Here is a 21495-nt window from a genome sequence, read left to right as displayed (position 1 = left end):
GCCGGCCCCGACCCAGGCGGCCCACATCCCGTTTATCTCCACACCGCCGCCCGACAGCAGCGAATTACCCACCCGCAGGGCTGGTCGCCCGCCCTCGGGCAGGCCATCGGCTGGTCCGCCCACCCGGCAGGCCAGCGGTGTCCTGACCTGGCTGCGGCGCCGGCGCCTACCTGTCGCCGCCATCGCGGTGCTGCTCGCGGTTGCCGGTACCGTCCTGGCCGTCACCCTCGCCCATGGCGGGGATTCCTCGCAGCCCACAGCGGAGGTCCCCCCCGACTCTCGCCAGCTGGGTGCCCCGTTGACCGACCACACCGGTGGAGTGTGGTCGGTGGCGTTCGCTCCGGATGGGCACACCCTGGCCAGCGCCGGTGAAGGCGGCACGGCGCGGCTGTGGGACGTGACCGACCGGACCGCGCCTCGCCCGCTGGGCGCTCCGCTGACCGGCCACACCGGCATGGTGCGGTCGGTGGCATTCGCTCCGGATGGGCACACCCTGGCCACCGCCGGCGCTGACAAGACGGTGCAGCTGTGGGACGTGACCGACCGGACCGCGCCTCGCCCGCTGGGGATGTCCCTGACCGGCCACACCGACCCGGTGAACTCGGTGGCCTTCGCCCCCGGCGGGCGCATCGTGGCCACCGCCGCCGGCGATGTGTACAACACCGATCACACCGTGCGGCTGTGGGACCTCACCGACCCGGCCGCGCCCCGCCCGCTGGGCTCGCCGCTGACCGGTCATACCCGCGAGGTCGAGTCGGTGGCGTTTTCGCCGGACGGCCATATCCTGGCGAGTGCCAGCTGGGACAAGACCGTGCGGTTGTGGAGCCTCACCGACCCGGTCGCGCCCAGCCCGCTGGGCGGTCCGCTGACGGGTAACACTGGCTATGTGAACGCGGTGGCGTTCTCGCCGGACGGCCGCACTCTGGCCAGCGCCAACGATGACAAGACGGTGCGGCTGTGGGACGTCGACCGGTCCACCACCCCACACTCCCTGGGCTCGCCGCTGACCGGCCACACCGCCGGGGTGCGGTCGGTGGCGTTCTCGCCGGACGGTCGCATTCTGGCCAGCGCCGGTGATGACCACACGGTGCGGCTGTGGGACGTTTCCGACCGGACCAACCCCCGCCCGCTGGGCTCGCCGCTGACCGGCCACACCGACTGGGTGTTGTCCGTGGCGTTCGCTCCGGACGGGCGCACCCTGGCCAGCGCCAGTGACGACGGCACGGTGCGGCTGTGGAACATCGGTTGACCGGATCCCGCCGGTCAACCCCTCAAGCCAGCGCTCACACCGGCCGTGTCAAGAGCGCCCTTCGGGTGAGAGGGGTCCTGCGGACGGGCTTCGCCCTACCTGCGCCGGCAGACTGGACCATACAGCCCGATCTTCACGGCGGTGCGGGACGCTCGGCCGCATCAGTGGTCCCTCGGATTGCGTGGTCCGGGTTTCCTTAACGGTATACTCCTTGGTATGCCAGCAACAACGATCAAGGTGGATAGTGCGGTACGGGACAGGCTCGCCCGGGTCGCGCGGGCGCGGGGGGTCACCATGGGTGCCCTGCTGCAAGGCCTTTCCATTGATCTCCAGGCGGAGCAGGAGTGGGCTGACATCGAGGCCGCCTACGAGCGTTTCCGGCGGGATGATCCGGCGGGTTGGGCCGAGTACCTCACGGAACTGTCGGAGTGGGGCGAGGTGTCCGCCGACCCCGGTAACGCTTCTGATGAATGGCCGGAGTTCAATACGTGAGGGTTCGACGTGGTCAGATCTGGCTGGTTACGCTCGATCCCACGGTCGCTAACGAGCAGGCCGGTTCCCGGCCCTGCGTGGTCATTTCCGCTGACCGGTTCAATGCGTTGTCGATCAGGCAGGGCATCGTTGTTCCGCTGACCACCCGGGAGCGAGGGTTACCGCATCACGTACGCGTCGTTGACGACGGCGGTCTCAATCGGGCCAGCTGGGCGATGTGTGAGGCGGTACGGGCTGTGTCGACGCAACGGTTCGGCCGGCTCCTCGGTACCGCCGACGAACAAACCACGAGCGCCATAGCTCAGCAGATCATCAAGTGGCTGGGGGACGTTCGCCCAACCTGATCAAATTTGGTCTGGTTCCGTGTCAGCCATCAGTAGGCGCACCGGCGCACCGGCGCACCGGCGCACCGCGCTGACCCGGCGCATCCGGCCAGAGCGCCGGCCTCGGCGGAAAAACCCGGAGGCGCTGCACGTGACCGCGTCGGTAGCATCGGAGCGACTTCTTCTCGTACCGATGTCAGGAGCGTGTGGTGCCAGATCTCGCGATCGTCCTCGACCGTGCCCCGCAGCGGGCCGAGCGTGTCGTGGCGGCGGGCACCACGGCCACGCAGGTCCTGGGCGACGATCCGAAGATCGTCGCTGCCCGGGTGAACGGGGAGCTCAAGGACCTGGCGTATGTCCTGGTCGACGGGGACGTGGTTGCGCCGGTACCGGTCGACTCGGACGACGGCCGGGCGATCGTGCGTCACTCCTGCGCACATGTGCTGGCGCAGGCCGTGCAGGACCTGTTCCCCGACGCGAAGCTGGGGATCGGCCCGCCGATCAGGGACGGCTTCTACTACGACTTCGACGTTGCCGCACCCTTCCATCCTGATGATCTCAAGCGTCTTGAGAAGCGGATGCAGGAGATCATCAAAGCGGGCCAGCGATTCTCCCGCCGGGTGGTGTCCGACACCGATGCCCGCGCCGAGCTGGCCGGCGAGCCGTACAAGATCGAGTTGGTGGGCCTGAAGGGCGCGGCGGACGCCGACGCCGATGCAGACGCCGACGATCAGGGAGTGGCTGTCGAGGTCGGCGCGGGCGAGCTGACCATGTACGACAACCTCGACGCCAGGACCGGCGAACTGTGCTGGAAGGACCTGTGCCGGGGCCCGCACGTACCCACCACCCGCAACATCCCGGCGTTCACGCTCATGCGTTCGGCCGCGGCCTACTGGCGTGGCTCGGAACGTAACCCCCAGCTTCAGCGGATTTACGGAACCGCCTGGGAGTCGCGGGATGCGTTGAAGGATTACCTGCACCGGCTGGCGGAGGCCGAACGGCGCGACCATCGCAAGCTCGGCACAGAACTCGACCTGTTCTCGTTCCCGGATGAGATCGGCTCGGGGCTCGCGGTCTTCCACCCCAAGGGCGGCGTCATTCGGCGGGTGATGGAGGATTACTCCCGCCAGCGGCACGAGGAGGCGGGCTACTCCTTCGTCAACACGCCGCACGTGACAAAAAAGCAGCTCTTCGAGGTTTCGGGTCACCTGGACTGGTATGCCGACGGCATGTACCCGCCCATGGAGCTGGACGAGGGGCAGACGTACTACCTGAAACCCATGAACTGCCCCATGCACAATCTTATCTACCGGTCCCGGGGACGTTCCTACCGTGAGTTGCCGCTGCGGCTGTTCGAGTTCGGCACGGTCTACCGGTATGAGAAGTCGGGTGTGGTGCACGGGCTGACCCGGGCCCGTGGTTTCACCCAGGACGACGCGCACATCTACTGCGCCCTAGAGCAGATGCCCGGCGAGCTGGACAGCCTGCTCACTTTCGTCCTCGATCTGTTGCGTGACTATGGTCTGACCGACTTCTATCTGGAACTGTCCACCAAGGACCCCGACAAGTTCGTGGGTGGCGACGCCGAATGGGCCGAGGCGACCGAGACACTGCGCCAGGCCGCCACCAAGCAGGGGCTGGACCTCGTGCTGGACCCCGGTGGCGCCGCCTTCTACGGCCCGAAGATATCGGTGCAGGTACGGGATGCCATCGGTCGGACCTGGCAGATGTCGACGATTCAGGTCGACTTCCAGTTTCCCCAGCGCTTCGATCTCGAATACCAGTCCCCAGACGGTACCCGCAAGCGTCCGGTGATGATTCACCGCGCCTTGTTCGGCTCGATCGAGCGGTTCTTCGCGGTGCTGCTTGAGCACTATGCCGGGGCCTTCCCGCCATGGTTGGCGCCGGTGCAGGTCGTCTGCATCCCGATCACCGATACCCATGTCGACTACCTGGACGTCATCGCCGCCGAGCTGCGCAGGCACCACATCCGGGTGGAGGTCGACAGCTCCGACGATCGGATGCAGAAGAAGATCCGTAACGCTCAGAAGCAGAAGATTCCCTTCATGCTTCTCGCGGGCGACGACGACGTGGCCAAGGAAGCGGTCTCCTTCCGCTACCGCAACGGCGAGCAGAAGAACGGTATCCCGGTAGGGGAGGCGATCGCGGAAATCGTCCGGGCTGTCGAGCAGCGGATCCAGATCTAAAAGCGGATCAGCCCGGAACGCGTCGGCTCACGGTGCCGAAAGATCCCGAAGGGTGCCGAAGAATGTGAATTCGATGCTGCTCCAGCAACATCGGATTCACATCCTTGAGACCAGTCGCGGCGCGGGTGTAGAGGTGGGCACGGGTGCGAGCGCGGGTGTAGAGGTGGGTACGGGTACGGGTACGGGTACGGGTGTAGAGGTGGGTACGGGTACGGGTCAGTGACCGCGCAGGATCCACTGGTCGTAGTCAAGTGACTCGCCACCGATGGTGGTGTCGTCACCATGGCCGGTGTGCACCACCGTCTCGGGCGGCAGTATCAACAGCCGACTTCTGATCGAGTCCAGGATGGTCGGAAAGTCGGAGAACGACCGGCCGGTCGCCCCAGGGCCGCCACGGAACAGGGTGTCGCCGCTGAACAGCACCGGTTCTCCGCCGATCACTCCGTACAGGCACACTCCGCCGGGGGAGTGCCCTGGGGTGTGCATGACATGCAGCCAACCGCCGCCCGCGATCGGGAGCCGCTGGCCGTCGGCGAGCTCGAGGTCGGGCGCGCGGTCGGGATAGACCGCCTGCCACAGCATCAGATCCGCCGGACACAGGGCGATCGGAGCCCGTACCCGGGCAGCCAGCTCAACGGCCGCGTTGATGTGGTCGTTGTGCCCGTGTGTGGCGACGATCACGGATACATGCCGTCCGTCGATCGCGGCGAGGATCACCGAAGGGTCGTGCGCGGCGTCGATGACCAGTACCTCGGTGTCATCCCCGACCAGCCAGATGTTGTTGTCGACCGTGAAGCTCTGGCCGTCGATCAGGAACTCGCCGCGGGTGATGATCCGATCGACTCGTACCCCGTCGTTTCTCGCCACGCGCTCTCCGTCCCCGTCACTGAGCAGCTGACCACTGGATAGCTGACTGTCACCGCGTTGCCCGCGTGAACCGTCCAGCCGTTCACGGGGTCGGATCGGCCCATTCCGGTACCGACCGTACATGTCGATCAGAGCGTAACGACGCTACGCAGTACATCGCCGCGCTGCATGCGAGTAAAGGCATCCTCGATGTCGCCGAGGCCTATGGTTTCGGTCACGAACCGGTCGAGATCGAGCCGGCCGGCCCGGTAGAGATCGATCAGGACGGGGAAATCCCGGCTGGGTAGACAGTCGCCGTACCAGGACGACTTCAGCGAGCCACCGCGACTGAACACCTCGATCATGGGTAGCTCGAGGGTCATCGCCGGGTCGGGGACACCGACGAGTACGAGCCGCCCGGCGAGATCCCGGGAGAAGAACGCCTGTCGGTAGGTTTCCGGCCGGCCGACCGCCTCGATGACCACGTCGGCGCCGTTACCGTCAGTCAGTGTTCGGATCGCCTCCACGGGGTCGCCGTCGCGCGCGTCGACGGTGTGGGTGGCGCCGAATCCGCGCGCCCACTCCAACTTGCGTGCGTCGATGTCCACCGCAATGATCATTCGGGCGCCGGCGATGGCCGCGCCGGCGATCGCCGCGTCCCCAACGCCTCCGCAGCCGAAGACCGCAACAGTTTCCCCCCGCGTGACCTCGCCGGTGTTGACCGCCGCGCCGAACCCGGCCATCACCCCGCAGCCGATCAGCCCGGCCGCCTCCGGACGTGCTGTTGGATTGATCTTCACGCACTGGCCGGCGGCCACCAGGGTCGCCCCGGCGAAGGCGCCGATGCCCAGCGCCGGCGACAGGGGCGTCCCGTCCACCAGCGTCATGGGTTGGGTGGCGTTGCGGGAGTCGAAGCAGTACCACGGTCGGCCTCGAAGGCAGGAACGACAGGTGCCGCAGGGTGCCCGCCAAGCAATCACGACGTAGTCGCCAGCCGAGACCGAGGTGACCCCGTCGCCGACCGCGTCGACGACTCCCGCGGCCTCATGGCCGAGCAGGAAGGGGTAGTCGTCGTTGATGGAACCCTCGCGGTAGTGCAGGTCGGTGTGACAGACACCGCATGCCTGGACGCGAACCCGCGCCTCGCCCGGCCCGGGATCGGGAACCACAATCTCGGTCAGGACGACGGGGGCGCCCTTCGCCAGGGACACCACAGCCGGAACTGTCACCGAACCCATTGCCGTGCTCCTGTCGTCGTCGACCGTCAGGCGCTTTCAGTCGTTCGCTGTGTGCGGCGCTCCGGCAGGTATGCCACCAACCGAATCGGCCCGGCGCTCGGGCTGGCCAAAAGCTGTGTGATCGTAGCCTCTCGTCTGTCCATCGTCTGACCCGGAGGTCCCCGGTAGCCGGGTTGTGGCGAGGTTTCGGGCCGGAGTGGGCCGGCAGCCGTCCGGGACTTCGGGCATTCGCCGCGCCGACGTGACCTACCCGGCTTCATGCGTGACCTCCAGTATCGGTACGCTCCTGACGGTCCGCTTCTGCTCTCCGCGCACGGATCCGCAAGCGTCCCCGGTGGTCTGCGGGCGCGCCAGAGGATCGATGATCGCGCGTCCTCAGGTTGACCAGAAGGAGCAGGTCCCTTGACATGACCGCCGACGCCTCGCCGATGCAGGCCCAGGTGCGCCCCCCTTACGGGCGGGTGACCGTCGGGGATCCAGCGCTGTCTGCTGATGGGCGACTCGACGGTGCCAACGTCGTGCACAGCTCGGGTGGAGCCGGCGAGATGGGCCCCACGGGACGTCCGTTGCCGGCCTTTCCCGTACCCCCACCGTTGGCAACCCATGGGGCTGGCTGGGTGGTCGCCATGTGTAACCAGAAGGGCGGCGTCGGCAAGACGACCAGCACGATCAATCTGGGCGCGGCGCTCGCCGAGTACGGTCGCCGGACCCTGTTGGTCGACTTCGACCCGCAGGGTGCACTCTCGGTCGGGCTCGGAATCAATCCGATGGTGCTGGAGCGCACCGTGCACGATCTCCTCGTGGGTGGCGAAGCCGAGATCGGCGAGGTGATAGTCCCCACCCAGGTCGATGGTCTGGATCTGCTTCCGAGCAACATCGACCTGTCGGCTGCCGAGATGCTGCTGGTCACCGAGGTCGGTCGTGAGCACACGCTCGCGCGTGCCCTGGCGTCGATCCGCTCCGAATACGATGTGATTCTCATCGACTGCCAGCCGTCCCTGGGTCTGCTGACCGTCAACGCTCTGACCGCGGCGGATGCGGTCATCGTGCCGTTGGAGTGCGAGTATTTCGCCCTACGCGGTGTCGCGCTGCTGCTGGACACCATTGACAAGGTGCGCGACCGGCTAAACCCACGCCTTGAGCTCGCCGGCATCCTCGCCACCATGTACGACGCCCGAACCCTGCATGCCCGCGAGGTGCTGGCGCGGGTCGTCGAGCGCTTCCCGGACGAGGTCTTTCACACTGTGATCAGCCGTACGGTTCGCTTTCCGGAAACCACGGTCGCCGGCGAGCCGATCACGACCTACGCGCCCACGTCGGTGGGGGCGGACGGATACCGGCGGCTGGCCCGCGAACTGATGGCCAGGCACGGCGCACCGCCGGTGATCCAGCGTTAGGGATACCCTGACACCACGTGGCCGAAGCTTGTTCGGGAATCGGATAAGGGACCTGTAGAGGCGTGCTGTTCCACCTGGCCGAACCCGCGGCGCTTCTGGGGATCGTTCTCGCGCTCCTCATCGGGATCTACGCTCATGACACGGCACAGGTCATCGTCGCGAGGCTGCTCCAGGACCGCGGCCCGCTGCGGTCCGGGCGGCTTACAGCATCGGTGAAAGACCGGGTCAGCCCCTTCAGCGCGGTGGCTATGATCATCTCGGGTGTCGGCTGGACCGAGCCGATACCCATGAACGACGTATGGCGCAAGCGACGGTTCCACGTCGCGGTCGCGGTGCTGGCCGGACCGCTGGCCTACCTGGTGCTCGCCTTCGCCGCGATCATCGGTTTCAAATTCGTCTCCCAACCGTTGATCATCGTTGAGGGCAGCCGAATCGTGGAAATCGCCGGGGCGGGTGGCTTCGTAGCGAAACTGGTGCTGTGGCTGGCCGTCACGTTCGCGTCACTGTTCATTGTGAGCCTCATCCCCATTCCGCCCGCCGACGGCGGGCGGGTGCTGTTCGGCCTCGGCCCGCAGTCACCGAGCTGGCGCAAGGCCGAGTACCAGCTGCGCGAGAACAACGTCGGTATCGTCATTCTGCTGGCGGCCATTCTGCTGCCGAAGCTGTTTCTCGGGTTTCCCTCGGTCGTGGACCAGCTGCTGCTGCCGTTGCTGACAGGTCTGGCTGACATCATCAATCTCCATATTCGTTGACGGGTGGACGCGCCGCGCGTTGCACCGGCCCCGGCCCGCTGCGGTGGCTGGTTCGGGGTGGCTGGTTCGGGGTGGTTGGCCGCGGTCGCGGTAGCGTCGGGATATGGCGCGGACCGGGGCATCTCCCCACCGGAGGGTGACCGCGGCGGTCGGGGCCACCGAGCCCGCGTCGCCGGCTGAGTCCAGTGGCGGCACTGCCGGCACTGCCGGCACGGCTCCCACCGGCCGGGGCAGTGCCGGCAGCGCCTTCGTCGTCGAACTCGCGAACTTCACCGGCCCGTTCGATCTGCTGCTCTCGTTGATCGCCAAACACAAGATGGACGTGACCGAGGTCGCGCTCTCGCAGGTCACCGATGAGTTCGTGGCTCACATCCGCCGTCTCGGCGCGGGCTTCGACCTCGGGCAGGCCACCGAGTTCCTGGTGATCGCAGCAACCCTGCTCGATCTCAAGGCTGCTCGGCTGCTACCCGGGGCGATCTCCGAGGACGAAGCTGAGAGCCTCGCCCTCCTCGAGGCCAGAGACCTGCTGTTCGCCCGTCTGCTGCAGTACAAGGCGTACAAGGAGGCCTCGGCCCTGTTCGTCGGGTTGATGGCGCTGGAAGCCCGGCACCTGCCCCGGGCTGTTGCGCTGGAGCCGCGTTATGCGCGCGCTCTGCCCGAGGTGCAGATCGGTATCGGCCCGGCCGAGCTCGCCCGGCTCGCGGCCAGGCTGCGGGAACCTCCGCTGCCTCCGCAGGTCGCCACCGACCATGTTCACCTGCCGCGGATCAACATCCGCGAGCATATGTTCGCTGTGATCGAAAAATTGCGAGAGGTGGGTAGTGCATCCTTCGGGATGCTCTGTGCCGGCTGTCGACAGACGATCGAGGTGGTTGCGCGTTTCCTCGCCCTGCTCGAGCTCTTCAGAGAGGGGCGGATCGCGTTTGAACAGGAGGTTCCGCTGGGGGAACTGATCGTCCGCTGGGTGGCCGACACGGCCGACGCAGCGGACACGGCGGAGCATGGTGTGGCCGACGTGAACATGGCGGACATGAACATGGCGGACATGAACATGGCTGACCTGAATGGCGGCCGGCGCAGAAAGGGAGGACCACGACCACTGTGACAGCGGACGCCCACCCGGCTGCCGACGAGACTTCAGTCGTTGGACCCCCGGTGCCCTGCGGGTCGCCCGGGGATGAGTCGCCCGGGGATGAGGCGGTCGTACGCCCGGCGCTACCCGCGCTCGTCGAGGCGATCCTGATGGTCGCGGAAAATCCGGTTCCGGTTACGGAGATCGCTGTGAGCCTCGACGTCCCCGCAGCGGACGTCGAGCGCGTCATCGCCGGGTTGGCCCGCGACTACATCGCGCAGGGCCGGGGCTTCAGCCTCCGCGACATCGGTGGCGGCTGGCGTTTCTACACCAGCGAGGAGTGCGCCCCCTGGGTCGAGCGGTTCGTGCTCGCCGGGCAGAACCCGAAACTGTCTCAGGCGGCGCTGGAGACGCTGGCGGTTGTCGCCTACCAGCAGCCGGTCAGTCGCGGGCGGATCTCTGCGGTGCGGGGCGTGTCCGCTGACGGCGTGATCCGTACACTGACCACCCGGCGGCTCGTCGAGGAGGCCGGTACCGATCCGGAGACCGGCGCGACGCTGTACCGGACAACCGACTACTTTCTGGAACGGATGGGTCTACGCCATCTTGACGAACTGCCGCCGCTCGCCCCGCTGCTGCCTGACATCGCCGATGTGGATGACATTGTCGGCTCGTGACATTCTGGCCTCATGACATTCTGGGTTCATGACAACCGGTGACGCGAATGCCGAAGGCATCCGGCTGCAGAAGGTTCTTGCGGCGGCGGGGCTCGGGTCCAGGCGGCACAGCGAGGAGCTGATCGCCGCGGGTCGCGTGCGGGTGGACGGGCGGGTCGTCGAGGCGCAGGGTCTGCGGGTCGATCCGCAGACAGCGGTCATCGAGGTCGACGGTGAACGGGTCGTCACCAAGGCCGGCCTGGTGCACCTCGCGTTGAACAAGCCGGTCGGGGTGCTCTCGGCGATGGCGGACGACCGGGGCCGGCCGACCGTCGCGGACCTTGTGGCGGACCACGGCCCCGGCCTGTTCCACGTCGGCCGGCTCGACGCCGACAGTGAGGGCCTGCTGCTGGTCACCAACGACGGGGACCTGGCACATCGGTTGGCGCATCCGTCGTTCGGTGTCGCCAAGACCTACCTGGTCGAGGTGAGCGGGCCGGTCAGTCGGGACGTGCCGCGGCGGTTGCGGGCGGGGGTCACCCTCACCGATGGGATGGTGACCGTGGACTCCGTGCGGATCGTGAGCTCGTCCGGTGCGCGGGTCATGATTGAGATCACGTTGCACGAGGGCCGTAAACACGTGGTGCGCCGGCTGATGGACGCCGTGGGCCACCCGGTCGGCCGGCTCGTGCGGACCAGGATCGGCCCGGTCTACCTCGGTTCGCTGCGGGTGGGCCGCACCCGGCACCTCTCGCCGGGTGAAGTCGGCGCGCTCTACCGTGACGTCGCACTGTGACTGGCACATCCGGATTCCCGCCACCCGAGCCGCCGCCGGGTCGGGTGGGCGTGGTCGGGTCCGGCCTGATCGGCACCAGTATCGGGTTGGCACTCAGCGTCCACGGGATCGAAGTCCTGCTGGCAGACGTTGATCCCGAGCAGGTCAAGGTTGCCGAGGCCATGGGTGCCGGCCAGCCATGGCACGGCGAACCCGTGGGGCATGTGGTCATTGCCGTGCCTCCGCATGCTGTCGCCGGTGAACTACGGCGGGTGCAGCGGGCGGGGCTCGCCGATACGGTAAGCGATGTCGCGAGTGTGAAGGCCCGGCCGATCGTCGAGGCGGTGCAGGCCGGGTGCGATCTGTCGATGTGGTGTCCCGCACACCCGATCGCCGGGCGTGAGCGCGGCGGTGCAGCCTCGGCCCGCGCCGACCTGTTCGCCGAGCGAGCCTGGGTCGTCTGTCCGGTGCCGCACACATCACCGGCCGCGTTGGCGGCCACGGTGGCGATCGCGCGGACGTGTGGCGCCATACCGGTGCGTACGACGCCTGACCGCCATGACACGGCGATGGCTGTCTTGTCCCATCTGCCGCAGGTGGTCGCGAGTCTGTTGGCGGCCGCCACCCCCGAGCTCGGTCCGGGCGAGTTGGCCCTGGTGGGGCAGGGGTTCCGGGACGCTACCCGCCTGGCCGACAGCGACCCCGGCCTGTGGTCGTCGATTCTGGAGGGTAACCGTGGGCCGGTCGCCAGGCGTGCCCGGTTGCTCGGCGAGGAGCTTTCCAGGCTGGCGGACCTGCTCGATCGGGGCAGCGAACAGGAGGTGGTCGAGGCTGTTCGCGGAGTCATGGCAGGTGGAAACGCCGGTCGGGCGCTGCTGCCACGAAAGGCCCGTGCGGCGACGCAGCCGGGGGCCTGGGCCTGGGTGGGCGTGGTGCTTGCGGACAGGCCCGGCCAGTTGGGCGAGCTGTTCGCCACGATCGGCGACTGGGAGATCAACATCGAGGATGTCGCAGCATTCGAGCACAACCTGGACGCCCCTGCCGGCATCGTGGAGATCGCTGTTTCACCCGACATCGTCGGCACCCTGCTCGACCGGCTCGCCACCGCCGGCTGGACCGCCTATCGCAGATCGTGAACGCCGCCCTTCGTGGGTGGGCGGCCCCGAGTAGCCTGATCCGGGTTGACCACATCGGCGTTGATCCGGGTGACCACTCGGGTCGGGTCGGTTTCACCCTATCGGTTGCTCATGGTTTTCCGGTGCAAGCTGGTTACTGTGCGTACGCGGATTCCACATGTGTACGGGTTTGATATGTACGGGTTCATGGGTGATTGTCGCGTCTGGACGGAGGAAGCGGTGGAGCAGGACCGCGGTTCCGGTGAGTTGGTGGGCGCAACCGCCACTGACGATCAGGAGGTGTCCACGGGCGGCGAAGGCCGCTACGCCGGGCACGGTCAGGTATTGACGTCCGAGGGATTGGTCGTAGCCGTCGACGGACCGGGAGGCTCCGGCAAGAGCACCGTTGCCAGGGAGATTGCCCGACGGCTTGGCCTGCGGTATCTCGACACCGGCGCGATGTACCGGGCGGTGACACAGGTCGCCTTGGAGAGTCGGATCGATCTTGAAGATCACGATGCCGTGGCAGAACTGGCCGAACGCGTGGTGCTGGCAGTCGGTACCAGTCCGGATGATCCGACGATCGCGGTGAACGGCGAAGCCGTGGGGGACAAGATCCGGACCAGGGCGGTGACGAACGCGGTGAGCGCGGTTGCCGCGGTACCGGCCGTCCGGCGGCTTCTCGTCGCCCGCCAGCAGCAGATCATTGCAGCGGCGTCCCCGAGCGGCATCGTGGTGGAAGGCCGTGACATCGGTTCGGTGGTTGCTCCACAGGCCCCGGTCAAGGTGTTCCTGACGGCTTCGACCGAGGTCCGGGCGTTGCGGCGGTCGCACCAACTCGGGGAGAAGGGCATGGATGACGTGGCCCGCACCCTCGCCGAGCTCGACCGTAGGGACGTGCTGGACTCGACCCGCGCCGCGGATCCGCTGGCCGTCCCCGACGACGCGATCGTGCTCGACTCGACCAGTCTGTCGGTCGAGGCTGTTGTGGCCGAGGTTCTGCTGCACTGCGAACGGGTAACGGCCGACGCGCCATGACCACCGGAAGCCCCGACGCCACGGAAGCCGGCGCCGGGCAGCCGCCGGTGTCCGCGCCGCAGCGTGGGGCGGCGTCCCGGCCCTACCGGGACGTGGTGCACAGGGTGCTCAAGCCACCGTTGCGTCTCGTTGTGAACCGGGCCGTCATGCAGGTGACCCTCCAGGGCCTTGAACACGTCCCGGCGACCGGTCCGCTGATTTTCGCGGGAAACCACAGTAGCCTCTTGGACGGCCCCCTGGTCGTGATCGAGTCACCGCGTACAGTCCGGTGCCTGGTGAAGTCCGAAATGTATGGTGGTGTCCTCGGGCCACTGCTGCGCATCGCGGGCCAGATCCCGGTCGACCGTGGCCGGCCCGATCGGGTCGCGTTACACACTGCACTCGACGAGTTGGGGCGCGGCGGAACCATCGGGGTGTTTCCCGAGGGCACCCGGGGAGCCGGCGAGGTACAGACGGTACAGCACGGTATCGCCTACCTCGCTGTCCACGGACGGTGCCCGGTGCTACCGGTCGCGTGCATCGACACCGGCCTGGCCATGCCCAGGGGCGCCCGCTGGCCGAGGCGGTCCGTGCCCGCTCGGGTCGTGTTCGGACGTCCGTTCGATGTGGAGGTCCCGGCGAACCCGCGGTCGCGTCGGGCGTTGGCTGCGGTGGCGGAGGACATCCGGATTCGGATCGCCGACCATCTGGTGGCGGCTCGCCTGCCTCCCGGATCGTGATGCGGTCGGCACGATTATGAGCAGGCGCGATGATGAACAGCGATGAACAGCGATGAACAGCGATGAACAACGATGAACAACGATGAACAACGATGAACGGCCATGAACGACGATGACGAACAGAGACGAGGACGTTGTGGGTGTGGCTTCGCAGGCACCGCAGGACGAAGCCGGGTACCCGCCCGGTGCCACCGAGAGGCAGCCGGTGCTGGCGATTGTCGGACGCCCCAACGTCGGCAAGTCGACGTTGGTGAACCGGATCCTGGGCCGCCGGGCCGCAGTTGTCGAGGACGTCCCGGGCGTGACCCGCGACCGGGTCGCATACGACGCAACCTGGAATGGACGGCGCTTCGTCGTCGTCGACACCGGCGGCTGGGAGCCTGACGCGCGTGGGCTCGCCGCCCGGGTCGCTGAGCAGGCACGTGCCGCTCTGGACACGGCCGACGCAGTGCTGTTCGTGGTCGACACCACGGTCGGTGCGACCGACGCGGATGAAGCCGTCGCACGTGTCCTGCAGCGGTCGGGGCTGCCCGTCGTTCTCGCCGCGAACAAGGTCGATGACGCTCGGACGGAGGCGGACGCAGCCGCGCTGTGGAGCCTTGGGCTCGGTGAGCCGCATCCGGTCTCGTCCCTGCATGGCCGCGGCAGCGGAGATCTGCTTGACGCGGTGCTCGCGGCCCTGCCGGAGGCGCCGCGCGAGCGTTTCGAAGAGGTGGACGGCCCGCGGCGGGTAGCCCTGTTGGGCCGGCCGAACGTGGGGAAGTCCAGCCTGCTCAACCGGCTCGCCGGGACGGAGCGCTCGCTGGTGGACGAGGTCGCAGGTACCACCCGTGACCCGGTCGACGAGCTGGTGACCGTCGGGGGCGAGGTGTGGAAGTTCGTGGACACCGCCGGCCTGCGGCGCCGGGTCCGGGAGGCCGCCGGAGCGGAGTACTACTCCTCGCTACGTACCGCGGCCGCGCTGGAAGCAGCCGAGGTCGCGATCGTCCTGCTCGACGCCGGTGAGCCACTCACCGAACAGGACCAGCGGGTGATCACCATGGTGGTCGAGGCCGGGCGGGCTCTGGTACTGGCGTTCAACAAGTGGGACCTGCTCGATGAAGATCGCCGCCTCACCCTGGAACGCGAGATCACCCGAGATCTCGGCCGGGTCGCCTGGGCACCGAGGGTGAACGTGTCGGCGATGACCGGCCGCGCGGTCGACCGGCTCGCTCCAGCCCTGCGATCCTCGTTGGACTCCTGGGGGATGCGCATCTCCACCGGCCGGCTGAACACCTGGCTCGGCGAGGTCGTGGCGGCCACTCCGCCGCCGTCCCGAGGCGGGCGGCTGCCCCGGATACTGTTCGCGACGCAGGCCGGTGTGCGTCCACCCCGCTTCGTCATCTTCTCGACGGGGTTCCTGGAGCCGGCCTACCGTCGCTTCCTGGAGCGACGGCTGCGCGAGGACTTCGGCTTCGCCGGCACTCCGATCGAGATCTCCATCCGGGTCCGCGAACGGGGCGAGAAACGTCAGTGACGGGCGGTCACCCCGCTTCGCCGCCAGACCCCGGCCAGGCAACCCCGGTCCCGCAACCCCGGTCCCGCTGAAGATCAGCGCAAGTTTGTCGTTGTGTACGTTTTTTTAGCCAGAAAGCGTACACAGCAACAAACTCGCGGAGATCATGGTTCGTGTTGGTGCTTGCGGACGAGATCCGCACGACCTGACCGGCGATCCGTGGCCGTGGCGGGGGAGTCACTGAGCCGGCATCTGACCGGGGGTCTGTCCCCAGATGGTCCCCGGATGCAGGGGGCTGACGTCTGCGACTGACGCTGGCCACCGTGTCGATGGCGTTAAAAAGGGCTGCTGACCAGGGTTTATACCCCGTCGGCAGCCCTTGTCGTGATGGTCGGGACGACAGGATTTGAACCTGCGACCCCCAGACCCCCAGTCTGGTGCGCTACCAAGCTGCGCCACGTCCCGTGCGCGGCCTACGTTACCCCATCGCTGAAGCAGGCTGGGCTTCGGGCGACTCGATGACAGCGCTCATCGCGTCGCCCGAAGCGCTGACGAACCTGAGTGTGAGCTCAGAATCATACCTGGTGTCGATCTTACCTGGCTGGCCCGTCGTACCTGTCGGTCGATGTCTGTTGTTGATATTGCCAGCCGCCTGGACGGCCTGGTGTCCGGCCGGCCAGTGGTTCGGGTGGACGCGGGGAATTCCGGCGGCGGCGCCCACCCGTCGCGGTGTCTCCTGAGGCCGCCGGGCATACGGCGAGAGCCATAGTCGTGCGCCCTTCGGCCTGTCTGGGTCTGGATGCGCCCGGTGAGGGCCGGACGCATCCAGACCTGTTGATCACTGTGTCGCGCGGCTCCTGCGGCGAGCTGTGAGGCCCGCGCCGAGCATCGCGGCACCGAGTCCGACACCGGCAACCGGGGTGATCGGGAAGGACGGCGCGGTGCCACCGCCACCGGCGTTCACACCACCTGACGGAGCACTGTAGGACTTCTCGTCCTTCTTTGCGTCCGACCAGGACTTGTCGTCCTTGGCGCCTTCCCACTTGTTGTCGTGGGGTGCGCCGTACGACGGGGCGACGCCCGCGGCCGTCGTCGGCGCTGAGGTGGGGCTGGCCGTCGCGGTGGCCGCTGCGCTGGCCGTCGCGGTGGCCGCTGCGCTGGCCGTCGCGGTGGGGCTGGCGGTGGCGGTGGCGGCGGCGGTGGCGGCGGTACTGGCGGTTGCGGTCGGGCTGGCCGTGGGTGAGTCAGGCTGCTCGGTCGTCCAGCTGTGGTGCGAGTCCGAGTCCCACGAGTCGTCGCCCGCAAATGCGGATGCAGGGGTAAATCCAACAAAGAACGCGGTGGCTGCTGAAATAGCCAGCATCACCACACCCCGGCCCATTCTGTGCGTCATGACCTTCCTCTTCTCTCGTGCGGTAGCGGTACGGTTACCGCGGGCAACACAGTAGCCATTTGATGTCTGGGGGAAGGCCATGGGACGCGATATTGCCGGGAGGAAACCGAAAGTCATCCTGTCGGCACGGTGGCTGGTTCTGTTCGGACTCATCCTGATCGGGGTGAGTGGCCAGAGGCTCGTTTCGTCCGAATTCGGGAAGGCCGCCGGAATTTCTGCGGAGACTGTCCCGACAGGAGTCGTTGCCACGGATAAGCCATCCGCAGGTACACAGGTGACGGTGCCCGAGCCGGCGCGTACGGCCGACAATCGGCCGACCTTCCTGCGTATTCCTGTACTGGGTACCGCGGCGGCCGTCGGGTCGGTCGGACTCGAGTCGGATGGAACGCTGCAGGTGCCGACGGCATGGGGCGACATCGGTTGGTACGAGTATGGTCCGCGTCCTGGTGAGGTCGGCGCGGCTGTATTTGTCGGACACTATGACTCGACGACCGGTCCGGCGGTCTTCTACCAGCTTGACAAGATCAAGAAATCCGACATGATCGACGTGAGTCTGGCTGACGGTGCGGTTGCGCACTTTGCGGTGGACCGCATTCAAGAGGTCTCGAAGACAGCGTTTCCGGTGGCGGAGGTCTACGGCAAGGTCAACCGGCCGGAACTGCGGCTGATTACCTGTGGGGGTGATTTCGACAGAAAAACCCACCACTATCTGGACAATATGATCGTCTATGCGCACGCTGTTTGATGAGGTGTCGTCGGCCGGACTGTTCGGTGCTCAGGAGCGGGAGAGCTGCTGCGGGAGGGTGTCGTGTACCGGACACGATCCGGACTCCCCGCTGCGCATCCGCCCGCCTTGTGGGGGTTATTCTTGGCCCAGCGTTGTGAGAGTTACCCTCGTTTCAGGGGCGTCGGTCTGTCACAGCCCTCACTGGAGGGGCCATGGCGATCATGGTATCTCGGAGCGACTCGGCAGCCAGCCGCCGGCGGCGTCCCACCGCGGCTATCGTGCCCATCCGGCTGGGAGCTTTTTTTGCCACCATGGTGGTCCTGGCCGGATGCTGGAATGGGAGCACCGCACCCCCAACGGCCGGGCGGTCGTCGTCCGTGGCACCTGTCGGGCAGGCCACCACCATTGAGCCGCAGGTTCGCCAGACCTCCAGGCCCGCGACGCCCGATGCGGGCGCGGGTACGCGGGCCTTCCCGTACCAGCCGTTGTGGCCTTTTACCAGTGCCGCGGACGCACAGGAATGGCAGGCATCCAGCCGTTCGGGAGGGCACCAGCCCTGGCACCTCGACCCGGTAGCCACGGCCCTGTCCTTCACACGTGATTTTCTCGGCTTCGCCGGCGTCGACCGTGCCCTGGCCAGCACCGTTACCGGCGACGATGCTCGCGTTCAGGTCGGATACGCCACCGAAGGTGGGCGTACGGGCATCGCCGCTGTCATCCACCTCGTTCGGTTCGGATCCGGTACCGACGCTCCCTGGGAGGTCGTCGGTACCGATGACACGGACATATCGCTCACTCAGCCTGCCTACGGGTCGACGGTGACGCCGCCGCTGACGGTCGGCGGCCGGATCAGCGGTGTGGACGAGAGCATCCACGTCTGGCTCAGGACGACGTCCGGGATCAACAGGGGCCAGGTCGTCGGGGAGTCCTGCTGCCAGCCCGCCGGTGGGGACAAGTCGATGTGGACGGCCACCGTGAGCACCACCGCGCCGCCCGGTCAGAGCCTCGTCGTGGTCGCCTCCACCGGTGGCCACCTGTATGAGGTCGAACGCTTCGCCGTGACCGGCGTCCGCCTGGCGGGCTAGGCGCACCCATCGGGTAAGGTCCATTCGTGATGGAGAGTACCGAGTACGACGCTAGTACGATCGAGTCGCGGGTGCGTGACCTCTGGGAACAGCGCGACATCTACCGGTTCGACCCGGAAGCGGACGGCACCGTGTTCAGCGTGGACACGCCGCCGCCCTACGTCTCCGCATCACACCTGCATGTGGGCCATGCGATGAGCTACTCGCAGCCGGACTTCATCGTTCGATACCGTCGTATGCGCGGTGAGCGCATCTTCTATCCTATCGGATTCGATGACAACGGTCTCCCGACCGAACGGTTCGTTGAACAGAAGTACAAGGTGCGGGCGGTCGACATGCCGCGTGCCGAGTTCGTACGGCTTTGTCTCGAAGAAACCCAGAAGACCGCCGCGACGTACGAGGATCTCTGGCGGCGGGTAGGGTTGTCCGTCGACTGGTCGCTACGTTATTCGACCATCGACGAGCGGTGTCAGCTCACCTCACAGACCAGTTTCGTGCAGCTCTACCGGGCTGGGTACGTCCGCCGTTCGAGCGATCCGATCATCTGGTGTCCGGATTGCCGTACCGCTCTCGCACAGGCGGACGTGGAAGACCTCGAACGCAAAGGCCGGATCTACCAGATCGCCTTCACTGCCGCGTCCGACGATCGGCCGCTCGTCATCGCGACCACGCGACCCGAGCTGATACCGGCCTGTGTGGCCCTGTACTGCCATCCGGATGACGAGCGTTACCGGGATCTGACCTCCGACGCGGCGGTTGTCCCGCTGTTCGGGTACACCGTTCCGATCAAGACGGATCCCAGTGTCGATCCCGAGTTCGGTACGGGCCTGATGATGGTGTGTACCTTTGGCGACAGTGAGGATGTCGCGAAGTGGCGGCAGGACAAACTCGACCTGCGGCTCGTCATCGACCCCGATGGACGCCTGAATGCTCTTGCCGGCCCTCTTGCCGGCAAGAGCATAGAAGACGCACGCCGCGAGGTCGTGAAGCTTCTCACCGAAGCTGGGGCGGTGCGCGAGAGTTCTTCACTACGTCAGGTGGTCGGCGTCCACGAAAGGTGCTCGACACCAGTCGAGTTCCAGATCAGGCCGCAGTGGTTCGTGCAGGTTCAGGAGCATCGTGACCGCTTCCGTGCCCGTGCGGAGGAGCTGCACTGGTTGCCGCCGTTCATGAAGCGGCGTCTGGACGACTGGATCGACGGACTCAAGTGGGACTGGAATATCAGCCGCCAACGCCATTACGGTGTCCCCTTCCCGGTCTGGTACTGCGCGGCGTGTTCCGAGCCGCTGATTCCCGACGTCTCCGACCTTCCGGTTGATCCGCTCCGTGATTCGCCACCCGCCGACAGGTGTCCGGCGTGCGGGCACGATGTCATTGAGCCCGAGCGGGATGTCATGGACACCTGGATGACCTCGTCGCTGACCCCACAGATCAACGACCGATGGGCATTGCGCGGCCTCGAGCCGGAACCATCGCTGGCACCGATGAGTCTCCGTGTGCAGGCTTTCGAGATTATCCGAACCTGGCTCTTCTACACGTTGGTCCAGTCGGAGTTCCATTTTGGTCGCCTCCCGTGGGATTCGGTGATGATCTCCGGTTGGGGTCTGAACGAGCAGGGCAAGAAGATTTCGAAACGCGATCTTGAGAAATCGACGACCGCGGAGGGTTTCAACAGGTACGTGCCGGATCATGTCATCGAGAAGTACGGCGCGGATGCGCTCCGGCTGTGGGCCACATCCGCTCGGCTCGGCCAGAACCTGCGATACAACGAGAAGGATGTCCGGGTTGGTCGCAAACTGGCTGTGAAACTGTTCAACGTCGGACGTTTCATCGAGCAGCACATGCAGGACATCGACCTGGACAATGCGGTCCACCTGTCTCCACCGGACCGGACCGCTTTGGATCGATGGCTTCTGTCGCACCTGGCCGACACGGTTGCCGAAGCGACGTCCGCGTTTGAGGAGTTCGATTTCACGGCGGCCTACAAGGCGATTTCGCGTTTTTTCTGGTCGATCCTCTGCGATCGGTATATCGAGATGGTCAAGGACCGCTTCTTCTCGATGGACCGGTTCAGCGACGCGGACCGGGTAAATGCGCTCCATACGCTGCGGGAGGCATTCCGTTCCGTGGTTGCACTTTTTGCCCCGTTCGCGCCGTTCATCACGGAGTATCTGTATCAGCGGTACTATCAGGAGACCGAGGGACTCGACAGCATCCACATCTCGGCCTGGCCGTCGGTGGAGCCGGCCTGGGTCAGCGACCGGGTCGAGATGGATCAGATGGCGACCATGCTCGACGCCGTGCGGGTACTTCGCGCGCAAGCTCGTCTGCACTCAAGCACGAAGATCGAGCGACTCGTCCTTGATGCTCGCACTCCTGATGCGCAGCGCTTGGCCGAATCGGTCGCGGAGTCACTACGGGCGGCTGCGCATGCGGTCGATCTCGAGTTCGGGGTCGCAGAGCACGCCAGCGGCGTCGACGACATCTTCGTTTCGATCAGCGTTTAGCAATTTTCAAGGTCCTCTCAGGGTGTCGCTTGAATCGGCCGACGGCGAGCGCACTTTTGGGCATGCCTTAACAGCCGCGGGAGCGGCGCGGCCGTGGGTCTGAGGGTGGAGTTATCCCTGGTGGGACGGGGTTTCTCGGGATCGTCGACCGGTGGTCAGGGTGTGGGTTTCGGCGGGCCGCGGCCGGCGCGGCGATGTCCGTGACGCCCCGAGATCGGCGGGCGATTCGGGTTCATTAGGTGTGCGGCTTTCGGGGTTTTATAGGCGTGGTGTCTGTTGTCGTGCCCGGGTATAGGCCGCTTCGGCGCTGTTCGCCGCTTTTTTTCGTGTTCCGCCGTGTTTCGTGGTGTGTGGGTGTTTCCTGTCGTGACCGGGTCAGCCGGGGGTGTGGGCCAGCCGCAGGAGGGTG

At 66.7% G+C, this 21495-nt stretch carries 18 protein-coding genes, 1 tRNA gene and 1 pseudogene; 16 read left to right on the top strand and 4 right to left on the bottom strand.

The window, feature by feature from the left end:
- From U9978_RS21590 to thrS, 4 genes and pseudogenes are all read left to right on the top strand, one after another.
- Positions 1–1249: pseudogene (locus U9978_RS21590) on the top strand (WD40 repeat domain-containing protein); the annotation flags it as partial.
- Between the two features lie 216 nt (positions 1250–1465).
- Positions 1466–1741: a hypothetical protein gene (locus U9978_RS21585; protein WP_322762970.1), complete on the top strand. Its 276-nt coding sequence runs from the start codon at positions 1466–1468 to the stop codon at positions 1739–1741.
- Entirely contained in the window at positions 1720–2085 is a 366-nt protein-coding gene (locus tag U9978_RS24190; RefSeq protein WP_416211085.1) for a type II toxin-antitoxin system PemK/MazF family toxin, read from the top strand. Before U9978_RS21585 ends, U9978_RS24190 begins: the two co-directional genes overlap by 22 nt.
- Before the next feature lie 188 nt (positions 2086–2273).
- Positions 2274–4271 (top strand): threonine--tRNA ligase, encoded by a 1998-nt coding sequence (gene thrS, locus U9978_RS21580; RefSeq protein ID WP_322762969.1) that lies wholly within the window; start codon positions 2274–2276, stop codon positions 4269–4271.
- A 216-nt stretch (positions 4272–4487) separates the two neighbouring features.
- On the opposite strand, the gene U9978_RS21575 is transcribed toward thrS, so the two are convergent.
- Both U9978_RS21575 and U9978_RS21570 read right to left on the bottom strand, forming a co-directional pair.
- Positions 4488–5138, bottom strand: a complete 651-nt coding sequence (locus tag U9978_RS21575; RefSeq protein ID WP_322762968.1) for an MBL fold metallo-hydrolase — start codon at positions 5136–5138, stop codon at positions 4488–4490.
- Between the two features lie 128 nt (positions 5139–5266).
- Complete coding sequence (locus U9978_RS21570; RefSeq protein ID WP_322762967.1) at positions 5267–6355, bottom strand: S-(hydroxymethyl)mycothiol dehydrogenase; 1089 nt, start codon at positions 6353–6355, stop codon at positions 5267–5269.
- Positions 6356–6762: 407 nt separating this feature from the next.
- Between U9978_RS21570 and U9978_RS21565 the strand changes: the two genes are divergently transcribed.
- The 9 genes from U9978_RS21565 to der all read left to right on the top strand — a co-directional run bounded on the left by U9978_RS21565 (position 6763) and on the right by der (position 15395).
- Positions 6763–7752: an AAA family ATPase gene (locus U9978_RS21565; protein WP_322762966.1), complete on the top strand. Its 990-nt coding sequence runs from the start codon at positions 6763–6765 to the stop codon at positions 7750–7752.
- A gap of 62 nt (positions 7753–7814) precedes the next feature.
- Positions 7815–8504 carry a Zn-dependent membrane protease gene (locus U9978_RS21560; RefSeq protein WP_322762965.1) on the top strand — a complete coding sequence of 230 codons (690 nt, stop codon included), beginning with the start codon at positions 7815–7817 and terminating at the stop codon, positions 8502–8504.
- Between the two features lie 103 nt (positions 8505–8607).
- Entirely contained in the window at positions 8608–9609 is a 1002-nt protein-coding gene (locus U9978_RS21555; protein WP_416211084.1) for a segregation and condensation protein A, read from the top strand.
- Entirely contained in the window at positions 9606–10253 is a 648-nt protein-coding gene (scpB, locus tag U9978_RS21550; RefSeq protein ID WP_416211083.1) for an SMC-Scp complex subunit ScpB, read from the top strand. Before U9978_RS21555 ends, scpB begins: the two co-directional genes overlap by 4 nt.
- A 28-nt stretch (positions 10254–10281) precedes the next feature.
- A complete protein-coding gene (locus tag U9978_RS21545; protein ID WP_322762963.1) occupies positions 10282–11028 on the top strand; it encodes a pseudouridine synthase in 747 nt (248 codons plus the stop codon).
- Positions 11025–12143, top strand: a complete 1119-nt coding sequence (locus tag U9978_RS21540; protein WP_322762962.1) for a prephenate dehydrogenase — start codon at positions 11025–11027, stop codon at positions 12141–12143. The genes U9978_RS21545 and U9978_RS21540 overlap by 4 nt, the downstream gene beginning before the upstream one ends.
- Before the next feature lie 279 nt (positions 12144–12422).
- Positions 12423–13160, top strand: a complete 738-nt coding sequence (gene cmk / locus U9978_RS21535; protein WP_322762972.1) for a (d)CMP kinase — start codon at positions 12423–12425, stop codon at positions 13158–13160.
- Entirely contained in the window at positions 13157–13879 is a 723-nt protein-coding gene (locus U9978_RS21530; RefSeq protein ID WP_322762961.1) for a lysophospholipid acyltransferase family protein, read from the top strand. The genes cmk and U9978_RS21530 overlap by 4 nt, the downstream gene beginning before the upstream one ends.
- Positions 13880–13991: 112 nt before the next feature.
- On the top strand, positions 13992–15395 hold the full coding sequence (der, locus tag U9978_RS21525) for a ribosome biogenesis GTPase Der (RefSeq protein WP_322762960.1): 1404 nt from the start codon (positions 13992–13994) through the stop codon (positions 15393–15395).
- 367 nt (positions 15396–15762) lie between these two features.
- On the opposite strand, the gene U9978_RS21520 is transcribed toward der, so the two are convergent.
- Together U9978_RS21520 and U9978_RS21515 are read right to left on the bottom strand one after the other, a co-directional pair.
- Positions 15763–15839 (bottom strand) — tRNA-Pro (locus U9978_RS21520).
- A gap of 373 nt (positions 15840–16212) precedes the next feature.
- On the bottom strand, positions 16213–16767 hold the full coding sequence (locus U9978_RS21515; RefSeq protein ID WP_322762959.1) for a hypothetical protein: 555 nt from the start codon (positions 16765–16767) through the stop codon (positions 16213–16215).
- Between the two features lie 274 nt (positions 16768–17041).
- Between U9978_RS21515 and U9978_RS21510 the strand changes: the two genes are divergently transcribed.
- The 3 genes from U9978_RS21510 to U9978_RS21500 all read left to right on the top strand — a co-directional run bounded on the left by U9978_RS21510 (position 17042) and on the right by U9978_RS21500 (position 21086).
- The gene (locus tag U9978_RS21510) at positions 17042–17512 is read left to right on the top strand and encodes a class F sortase (protein ID WP_322762958.1); all 471 of its coding nucleotides are present in this window, start codon (positions 17042–17044) and stop codon (positions 17510–17512) included.
- Between the two features lie 359 nt (positions 17513–17871).
- Positions 17872–18579, top strand: coding sequence for a hypothetical protein (locus U9978_RS21505; protein WP_322762957.1), 708 nt, complete (start codon positions 17872–17874; stop codon positions 18577–18579).
- 29 nt (positions 18580–18608) lie between these two features.
- A complete protein-coding gene (locus U9978_RS21500) occupies positions 18609–21086 on the top strand; it encodes a valine--tRNA ligase (protein WP_322762956.1) in 2478 nt (825 codons plus the stop codon).
- The last annotated feature ends 409 nt before the right edge of the window (positions 21087–21495 follow it).

This window comes from Protofrankia sp. Cr2 (assembly GCF_963555885.1).
In the GTDB taxonomy this organism is placed as follows: Bacteria; Actinomycetota; Actinomycetes; order Frankiales; family Frankiaceae; genus Protofrankia.
Note: the sequence above shows the minus strand (reverse complement) of the source record. Positions and strands in the feature narration are given on the sequence as shown.